We start from the raw sequence: 8,487 nt of genomic DNA, 5'->3' as shown, positions 1-8,487 counted from the left end.
AGGTGTCCCTTCAAGGCATCAAGAACTGGGGACGTTCATCCGTACGCGGGTGGGGACGTTCACGTGTACGCCGACACGGCCGACCGCCGCGGCTTCTGGGAGGAGCGGGGCTACCACAACATCGGTGACCCCTGGCGCGAGCAGCGTTACTCGTACCAGGAAGAGCCGGGGGACGGCCCGGAGCTCTGAACCCCGGACCGCCCTCAGTGGTGGTACTGGTGGACCACCGCGTGGCCCTTGCCGCGGCCGATCATCCACTTGTTCACGGGGGTGGTGATCAGGAAGGCGGCGAAGAGGGCGAAGGCGAGTACGGCCCAGAAGAACGCGTCGGAGAGGTGGGCGTCCATGGCGCCCGGCCACAGCGCGAGCACCCCGTTGTCGATCAGTTCCATCACGGCGATCGAGAGGGTGTCGGCGGCGAGCGCGACCCGGAACGCCGTCCGGAAGTCGACGCCGGCCTTGAGGATGCCGCGCAGGGTGAGCGCGTAGCCGAAGAAGAAGGCCAGGGTGATCGCGAGGATCATGGTCTGCACGTTGCCCCAGCCGAGGGCCGTGCCGATGACCATGCCGAGTACCTCGCCGATGGCGCAACCGGTGAGGCAGTGCAGCGTGGCCTTCGCGGCCATGGACCAGCTGACCTTGCCGCCGCCGTGACCCGCGTGCGCCGCGTGTCCCGCATGCGCGGCGGCCCCGTGGCCGGGTTCCGCATGGCCGGGTTCCGCATGGCCGTGTTCCGCGTGGTCGTGTTCGCCGTGCACGTGCTGGGCGTGAGCGTCGTGCTGCATGAGAGGGCCCCCAATGCCGGGTAGCGGTTCCTGCCTACAAGCAGGAACCGTATACCCCCATGGGGTATTCCTCAACGGCGTTAGAACTCGCGCAGCTCCTTCAGCCGTGCCACATCCGCCGCATGCCCTTCCTTGCCGCCCGGGGTCTCGATGATCAGCGGTACGCCCTCCGTCGCCGGATGCGAGTACAGCTCCCGGAACGGCTCCTCGCCGATGTGACCTGCGCCGATGTTCTCGTGCCGGTCCTTGTGCGCCCCGGCCACGTCCTTGGAGTCATTGGCGTGGATCAGCTTCAGCCGGCCCTCGCCGACCGTGTCGACCAGCAGATCGAGCGTCTGCTTCATCCCGCCCGGCTCGGCCAGATCGTGGCCCGCCGCGAAGATGTGGCAGGTGTCGAGACAGACGCCCAGCTTGGGGTGGGCGTCCAGCGCCTCGAAGTACGGCCCGAAGTCCCACGTGCGCGAGCAGAGCGAGAAGCCCTGGCCCGCCGTCGACTCCAGCAGCAGCTGAGGATCGTCGTCGTGCGTCAGCTCGTCGAGCAGCGGCAGCAGGTGCGCGCGTACCTGCGCGAGCGCCTCGGTACGCGGGCGGCCCCCGGTCGCCGAACCGGTGTGCACCACGACGCCGAGAGCGCCGATCTCGCGGCCGCGGCGCAGCGAATGCCGCAGTGATTCGACGGACTTCTCCACCGTGGCCTCGGTGTGCGAGCCGAAGTTGATGAGATACGGCGCGTGGATGTACGCGGGTATCCCCTCGGCGGCGCAGACCGCCCGGAACTCCTCGTCCTGGGCAGGGTTCCCGGTCGGCGTCGCCCAGCCGCGCGGATTGGCGACGAAGACCTGAACGGTCTCCGCGCCCATCTCACGGGCGTACGCGAGACCGGTCGAGGCGAGGCCCCCGGCCACCGGAACATGCCCGCCGACGGGATTGCGCAGGGTGTTCCGGGTGTGCCGGGTGTGCTCGCGCATGGTGTTCTTAAAGCCCCTTGGTCTTGATGGTGATCGTGCTGCCCTCGGGGGCCTGCGAGCCGCCCTCCACGGACTGGCTCTCGATGGTGTCGCTGAAGGACAGGAACGGGCGGTCCACCTCGACCTCGAAGCCGGCCGACTCCAGCTTGCTCCTCGCGTCGTCGACGCTCTGCCCGGTGACGTCCGGGACCGGCAGCATGCGCGGCCCCTTGGAGACGGTCAGGGTGATCGTGTCGCCGCGCGCGGCCTCGGCGCCCTCGGCGGCGGACTGCCTGGCAACCGTGCCCTGCTCCTGCGGGGAGTTGATCTGCTCGGCGGCGATCGTCACCTTGAAGCCGGCGTCCTCCAGCTCGGCCCTGGCGCCCTCGACCGGCTCGCCCACGACCCCCGGCACCTCGACCGGAGACCCCTTGCTCACGACCAGCGCCACGGCCGAGTCGGGCTTCCGCCTGGCCTCGGCCGCCGGGTCCGTACGGATCACCGAGCCCTGCGGGACCTCTTCGCTGAACTCCCGGCTGACGACGCCCGGGGCCAGCCCGATGTCCTTGAGCTCACGTTTCGCGCTCGCCAGCGGCAGGCCCGTGACGTCAGGGACCTTCACGATCTCCGGGCCACGGGAGAGGGTCAGCGTCACCGAGCCGTTGCCGCGGATGCGCGCGCCGGACGCCGGATCGCTGTTCATCACCGTGCCGCGTGCGAAGGAGTCGCTGAACCCGCGCTTGACCGCCTTCACGTCCAGCCCTGCGTCGCCGAGCCGGTTCCTGGCCTCCTGCTCGGTCTGGCCGAGGAGGCTGGGGACCCGGGTGAACTGGCCGGAGTTGATGTACCAGACGCCGGCGCCCAGCCCCAGGGCGAGCAGCACCGCGGTGATGACCGCGATCATGCCGCGCCGGGGGCGACGGAGGGCGGGACGCCTGCGGCCGGCCGGTCCCGGCGGCCCGGCGGGCGGCATCTCCAGTCGGCTGGTGTGGCTGACGTCACCGGCCTGGGAGTCGTTCCCACGGATCCGTACGGCCCGGGGGATCACGCTCGTCCGGTCCTCCGAGCCGTCATGACCCCCGGCGCGGGCCTGCGGCGGCGCCGCGTCGAGCTGCGCGTCGGTCAGGCCCGCGCGCACCTCCCGGGCGCGGCCGAGCAGCGCCACCGCGTCGTGCGGACGGATGCCGGGGTTGCGGGCGGTCGCGCCCGCGACCAGGTCGTCCAGCTCGAACGGGAGCCCGGGGACCACGGCCGACGGCGCCGGCACGTCCTCGTGCAGATGCTGGTAGAGGACCTGGGCGGGGCTGCCGCCGGTGTGCGGCTTGGCGCCGGTCAGCATCTCGTACAGGACGACGCCGCACGCGTACACGTCGACCCGGGGGTCGGCCGCGCCGCTCTCGATCTGCTCCGGGGCGAGATACGAGACGGTGCCGAGGACGGAGCCGGTGGTGCTGGTGACCGTGTCCACGGCCCGTACCAGGCCGAAGTCGGCGACCTTGACCCGGCCGTCGTCCCCTATCAGGACGTTCTCGGGCTTCATGTCGCGGTGCACGAACCCGGCCCGGTGCGCGGCGCCGAGGGCCGCGAGGACCGGCTCCAGGATGTCCAGAGCGGCCCGGGGCTGGAGCGCGCCGCGCTCGCGCAGCACGTCACGCAGGGTGCAGCCGGCGATGTACTCCATGGCCAGATAGACGTACGGGCCGTCCGTGCCCTGGTCGTACACCCCCACCACATTGGGGTGGTCGAGCCGGGCGACGGACTTGGCCTCGCGGATGAACCGGTCCACGAACGACGCGTCGGCGGCCAGCGCCGGGTGCATCACCTTCAGCGCGAGAATGCGGTCGAGACGCGTGTCCACGGCCCGGTAGACCGTGGCCATGCCGCCGACGGCGATGCGCGCGTCGATGCGGTAGCGGCCGTCGAGCACCTGCCCGACCATGGGGTCGTCTCCCCGGCCGGGGGCCGGGGAAGGGTCCTGAAGGGTCGTATCCACGCAGGAGAGTGTACGAGCGGACGCTGTGACCCCCGACCGGGCGGCGCTGTGCCCTCCGACCGGGCGGCACGGCGTCCGCCGCAGGACCGGGTCGTGTCCGCAGGCCCTGGCCGGGCTCAGAACGCCGGGCGCTCCGGGTCCAGCGCCGCCATGCCCGCCACCGGTGACGAGGCCTCCGCGAAGTGCCGGCGGGGGATCCGGCCCGCCCGGTACGCCAGCCGGCCCGCCTCCACCGCGTGCCGCATCGCCTCCGCCATCAGGACCGGCTCCTGGGCCCGGGTGACCGCCGAGGCGAGCATCACCGCCGCGCAGCCCAGCTCCATGGCGAGCGCCGCGTCGGACGCCGTGCCGGCGCCCGCGTCGAGGATGACCGGGACGGTTGCGCGCTCGGTGATCAGCTGGAAGTTGTGCGGGTTGCGGATGCCGAGGCCCGAGCCGATGGGGGAGCCGAGCGGCATGATCGCCGCGCAGCCCACGTCCTCCAGCTTGCGGGCGAGCACCGGGTCGTCGTTCGTGTACGGCAGGACCGTGAAGCCGTCGTCGACCAGGATCTCCGCCGCGTCCAGCAGCTCGACCGGATCGGGCAGCAGCGTGCGCTCGTCGGCGACGACCTCCAGCTTGATCCAGTCGGTGCCGAGCGCCTCACGGGCCAGCCGGGCGGTGAGCACGGCCTCGCCGGCGGTGAAGCAGCCCGCCGTGTTCGGCAGGACGCGGATGGAGAGCTTGTCCAGGACGGACAGGACGGAGCCCTGCACGGTCGGGTCGAGGCGGCGCATCGCGACGGTGGTCAGTTCGGTGCCGGACGCGGCCAGGGAGCGTTCGAGGACATCGAGGCTGGGCGCGCCGCCCGTCCCCATGATCAGCCGGGACGAGAACGTGGTGTCGCCGAGGGTGAGAAGGTCGTCGGCCATGTCGGGTCAGCCTCCCTGGACTGCGGTGAGGACTTCGACGCGGTCGCCGTCGCCGAGTGGGGTGGTGGGCCACTGGCCGCGCGGGACGACGGTCTCGTTGACGGCCGCGGCGACGCCGGAGCGTGCCCGGGTGAGCGTGGAGACCAGGCTGTCGAGGGTGGTGCCGCCGGGGATCGCACGGAGCTCGCCGTTCACGGACACGTTCACGTTCGCGGGTACGGGCGCGGATGCGGAAGCGCTCGGGGGCGGGGTCGCGGTCATGCGGGCTGCTCCTCACGCACGGGAGAGACGGCGGGCGGGAATCGGAGGGGGCTGAACGGGCGGGCCACCTCGGGGAGTTCGCCGGTGGTCAGTACGGCGGCCATCGCCTCGCCGGTTATGGGCGTCAGCAGTACGCCGTTGCGGTAGTGCCCGGTGGCGAGGTGCAGGCCGGGCAGGGCGGTGGGGCCGAGCAGCGGTGCGTTGTCGGGGGAGCCGGGGCGCAGGCCGGCCCGGGTCTCCGTCAGCGGCAGTTCGGTGATGCCGGGCACCAGCTCGTGCGCGTCGCGCAGGAGCTCGTACACACCGCCGGCGGTGACGGTCGTGTCCCAGCCGAGCTCCTCGCTCGTGGCCCCGACGACCAGTTCGCCGTTGGTGCGCGGCACCAGGTAGACATGGCTGCCGCGGACCACGGCCCGTACGGTCCGGGTGAGGAACGGGGCGTACGCGCGGGGCACCGTCAGCCGCAGCACCTGGCCCTTGACGGGCCGCACCGGCGGCAGCACCTCCGCCGGAACGCCGTCCAGCCGACCGCTGAAACTGCCCGCGGCCAGTACCACCTGGCCGGCGTCCAGCTCGGTGCCCCCGTCCAGGACGGCCCCGCGGGCCCGGTCGCGTACGACCGACAGGCGCGCGACCGTGGCGCGGTGGAAGACCACCCCGGCCCGCTCGCACGCGGCCAGCAGGGCGGCCGCGAGCCGGCGCGGGTCGACCTGGTGGTCACCGTCGACGCGCAGGCCCCCGCGTACGCCCGGCGCGAGCATCGGCTCCAGGCGGCGGCACTCGCGGCCCGTGAGCCACTCCGACTCCAGCCCGCAGCGCCGTTGCAGGGCGTGGAGTTCGCGGAGATGGGCCCGGTCGTCGGCGTCGAGCGCCACGGCGAGCGTGCCGCAGGTGCGGAAGCCGATGTCCTGGCCGCTCGCCTCGGCGAGTTCGGCGGCGAAGGCCGGATAGCGCTGCGCGGAGGCGAGGTTGAGCCCGAGCAGGGTCTCCTCGCCGTAGTGGAGTTCGGTGACGGCGGCGAGCATGCCGGCCGCGACCTGGGCGGCTCCGCCGCCGGGCGCGGGGTCGACGACGGCGGTGCGCAGCCCGCGTCCGGCTGCGCGCCAGGCCGTGACCAGGCCGATGATCCCGCCCCCGATGACGAGGACGTCGGATCCCGTCGGGGATCCCTTCCGAGATGCGTGCATGGGCGTCCAGCCCCTCCCTTCGCCGGCATGACCCGGATCAGGTTCGTACGGTCGGAGGCCGCCCAGCCTCCCTCTCAGCCCGGTACGTCCGGACTCCCGCGGTGGTTTTCTCTCCTGCTGGGGGTCCGGGGGCCCGCGGCGGCAGCCGCTGGTGTCCGAGCCCCCGGGTGGCAGCAGTACGGTGGCCACACTAACCCCCGGCCTCAGCGCGCAGTAAGGGAGCCGCCCCCGTGGCACGGTCGCTCGACGGCATGGTCCTCGCCCCGGTCGCCGATCAGGCGCCCGGTCAGGTCGGCACGCGGACCCGCTTCACGTACCACGAGGACGACGGCCGGATCTGGGCCGAGTACGCGGGCGGCGACATCGTGCACGGCCACCTCGTCGGCACTCGCGAGGGCGACCGGCTGGACTTCCGGTACGTCCAGCTGAAGACGGACAACACCACCTCCTCCGGGCACTGCGTGTCCCTCGTCAGCGAACTGCCCGACGGGCGCGTCCGGCTGGACGAGAGCTGGGCATGGGAGTCGCGGGCGGGCAGCGGGACGAGTGTGGTGGAGCAGGTCCCTTCCTGACGTTTAGTCAGCTGCGTATGGTGATCGGGTGAGCGAGCAGAGGCAGGCAGAGCAGCGCATCGTCGTCGTCGGCGCCGGGATGGCCGGTGTGCAGACCGCCGTCGCCCTGCGCGAACTGGGTTTCACCGGACCGGTCACCCTGCTGGGGGCCGAGCCGCACCAGCCGTACGACCGGCCACCGCTGTCCAAGGCGGTCCTGCTGGGCAAGGCCGAGGGGTCCGCGTTCGACGTGGACTTCGAGACGCTGGCCGTCGAGCTCCAGCTCGGGCGCGAGGTGACGGGCGTGCGCCCGGAGGCGCACGAGATCGACACCCCGGCCGGCCCCGTCCCGTACGACGTCCTGGTGATCGCCACCGGGGCCGAACCGATCACGCTGCCCGGCGGCGAGGGCGTGCCCGGCGTGCATCTGCTGCGGACCCTCGACGACGCGGAGCGGCTGCGGCCGGTGCTCGCCGACCAGCACGAGATCGTGGTCGTCGGCGCGGGTTGGATCGGGGCGGAGTTCGCGACGGCCGCCCGGGAGGCCGGCTGCGAGGTGACCGTCGTGGAGGCCGCCGACCGGCCGCTCGCGGGTGCGCTGCCCGCCGAGGTGGCCGCCCCGATGGCCGGCTGGTACGCGGACAGCGGCGCGCGCCTGATCACCGGTGCGCGGGTGGCGCGGATCGAGCCGGGCGCGGTGATCCTCGCCGACGCCGAAGGGACCCGGCTCGCGGCCGGGGCGGTCGTCGTCGGCATCGGCGCCCGGCCCGCGACCGGCTGGCTGGCCGGCTCGGGCATCGCGCTGGGACAGGACGGATCCGTCACCGCCGACGAACGGCTGCGCACCTCGCTGCCCGACGTGTACGCGGTGGGGGACTGCGCCTCCTTCCCGTCCGCGCGCTACGGCGAGCGGCTGCTTGTCCACCACTGGGACAACGCCCTCCAGGGACCGCGGACGGTCGCGGCCAACATCATCGCGGGTGCGGCGGGTCCCGGTGGTGTGCCGGAGGTCTACGACCCGGTCCCGTACTTCTGGTCGGAGCAGTTCGGCAGGTTCGTCCAGTACGCCGGCCATCACGGCGCCGCCGACACGATGCTGTGGCGCGGCGATCCGGCCGGTGCCGCCTGGTCGGTGTGCTGGCTGCGGGACGAGGAGCTGGTCGCCCTGCTCGCCGTGGGCCGGCCGCGCGACCTCGCCCAGGGGCGCCGGCTGATCGAGGCCGGGATGCATCTGGATCCGGTGCGGGCCGCCGACCCGTCCGTACCGCTGAAGTCCGCCGTCCGCTGACGGTCCGTGACGGACCGCGGCAGTGGGTGACGGCTGTCGGGGGCACCGTGACAGCCCGCCGGGGGACCGGCGACGCCCCGTCCGCCCTATCCGGCTACCGACTGTCAGTCCGGGATGGCACGCTTGTCCCGTGACCGAGATTGACGCAAAGATCGATGCTCTCGTCCCCGCCTGGCTCAACCTCCCCGACATCGCGGAAATGCTCGATGTCGAGGTGACGCGCGTCCGGCAGCTGGTCAAGGAGGGCCAGCTGATCGCGGTGCGCCGTGGTGAGAACCGGGTGCTCCAGGTGCCCGCCGCCTTCATCGGCGACGGGAAGGTGATCAAGGGCCTTTCGGGGACCCTGACCCTCCTGCGGGACGACGGCTTCAGCGACGAAGAGATGCTGGAGTGGCTCTTCACTCCCGACCCGACCCTGCCGGGCACCCCGGCCCAGGCCCTGAGCGAGAATCGCGGCACGGAGGTGAAGCGCCGCGCCCAGGCGCTCGCCGTCTGACCTGATCCGACACCGCGGTGTGCGGGCCGGCCCGCCCGGCGCGCACACCGCCCACCACGGGGGGAACG

At 72.8% G+C, this 8,487-nt stretch carries 9 protein-coding genes, 1 pseudogene and 1 riboswitch; of the genes and pseudogenes, 4 read left to right on the top strand and 6 right to left on the bottom strand.

Annotated features, from left to right (window positions below; all coding sequences use genetic code 11):
• Window positions 1-189: pseudogene (locus ACWV17_RS30290) on the top strand (hypothetical protein); the annotation flags it as partial.
• A 14-nt stretch (window positions 190-203) separates the two neighbouring features.
• Here the strand turns inward: ACWV17_RS30290 and ACWV17_RS30285 are convergent.
• The 6 genes from ACWV17_RS30285 to thiO form a co-directional block, all read right to left on the bottom strand.
• Window positions 204-785, bottom strand: coding sequence for a DUF4396 domain-containing protein (locus tag ACWV17_RS30285; RefSeq protein ID WP_455362180.1), 582 nt, complete (start codon window positions 783-785; stop codon window positions 204-206).
• An 80-nt stretch (window positions 786-865) separates the two neighbouring features.
• Window positions 866-1,753: a deoxyribonuclease IV gene (locus ACWV17_RS30280; RefSeq protein ID WP_455362179.1), complete on the bottom strand. Its 888-nt coding sequence runs from the start codon at window positions 1,751-1,753 to the stop codon at window positions 866-868.
• A gap of 7 nt (window positions 1,754-1,760) precedes the next feature.
• The gene (gene pknB / locus ACWV17_RS30275; protein ID WP_455362178.1) at window positions 1,761-3,725 is read right to left on the bottom strand and encodes a Stk1 family PASTA domain-containing Ser/Thr kinase; all 1,965 of its coding nucleotides are present in this window, start codon (window positions 3,723-3,725) and stop codon (window positions 1,761-1,763) included.
• A 116-nt stretch (window positions 3,726-3,841) separates the two neighbouring features.
• Window positions 3,842-4,636, bottom strand: a complete 795-nt coding sequence (locus ACWV17_RS30270) for a thiazole synthase (protein WP_455355547.1) — start codon at window positions 4,634-4,636, stop codon at window positions 3,842-3,844.
• 6 nt (window positions 4,637-4,642) lie between these two features.
• Entirely contained in the window at window positions 4,643-4,897 is a 255-nt protein-coding gene (thiS, locus tag ACWV17_RS30265; protein ID WP_455362177.1) for a sulfur carrier protein ThiS, read from the bottom strand.
• A complete protein-coding gene (thiO, locus tag ACWV17_RS30260) occupies window positions 4,894-6,084 on the bottom strand; it encodes a glycine oxidase ThiO (protein WP_455362176.1) in 1,191 nt (396 codons plus the stop codon). Before thiO ends, thiS begins: the two co-directional genes overlap by 4 nt.
• Window positions 6,082-6,194, bottom strand: a riboswitch (TPP riboswitch). It overlaps the preceding gene by 3 nt.
• A 120-nt stretch (window positions 6,195-6,314) precedes the next feature.
• On the opposite strand from thiO, the gene ACWV17_RS30255 reads away from it, so the two are divergent.
• From ACWV17_RS30255 to ACWV17_RS30245, 3 genes are all read left to right on the top strand, one after another.
• Window positions 6,315-6,656 (top strand): hypothetical protein, encoded by a 342-nt coding sequence (locus ACWV17_RS30255; RefSeq protein ID WP_455355550.1) that lies wholly within the window; start codon window positions 6,315-6,317, stop codon window positions 6,654-6,656.
• Between the two features lie 28 nt (window positions 6,657-6,684).
• The gene (locus ACWV17_RS30250) at window positions 6,685-7,923 is read left to right on the top strand and encodes an NAD(P)/FAD-dependent oxidoreductase (RefSeq protein ID WP_455362175.1); all 1,239 of its coding nucleotides are present in this window, start codon (window positions 6,685-6,687) and stop codon (window positions 7,921-7,923) included.
• Between the two features lie 130 nt (window positions 7,924-8,053).
• Window positions 8,054-8,419, top strand: a complete 366-nt coding sequence (locus ACWV17_RS30245; RefSeq protein WP_455355552.1) for an Rv2175c family DNA-binding protein — start codon at window positions 8,054-8,056, stop codon at window positions 8,417-8,419.
• Window positions 8,420-8,487 lie beyond the last annotated feature (68 nt).

The sequence above is a fragment of the Streptomyces mabaensis genome, assembly GCF_053763515.1.
Note: the sequence above shows the minus strand (reverse complement) of the source record. Positions and strands in the feature narration are given on the sequence as shown.

Coding starts and splice junctions, on each gene's coding strand:
- ACWV17_RS30285 (WP_455362180.1), bottom strand. CDS start 785: ATGCAGCACGACGCTCACGCCCAGCACGTGCACGGCGAACACGACCAC.
- ACWV17_RS30280 (WP_455362179.1), bottom strand. CDS start 1,753: ATGCGCGAGCACACCCGGCACACCCGGAACACCCTGCGCAATCCCGTC.
- ACWV17_RS30270 (WP_455355547.1), bottom strand. CDS start 4,636: ATGGCCGACGACCTTCTCACCCTCGGCGACACCACGTTCTCGTCCCGG.
- thiS (WP_455362177.1), bottom strand. CDS start 4,897: ATGACCGCGACCCCGCCCCCGAGCGCTTCCGCATCCGCGCCCGTACCC.
- thiO (WP_455362176.1), bottom strand. CDS start 6,084: ATGCACGCATCTCGGAAGGGATCCCCGACGGGATCCGACGTCCTCGTC.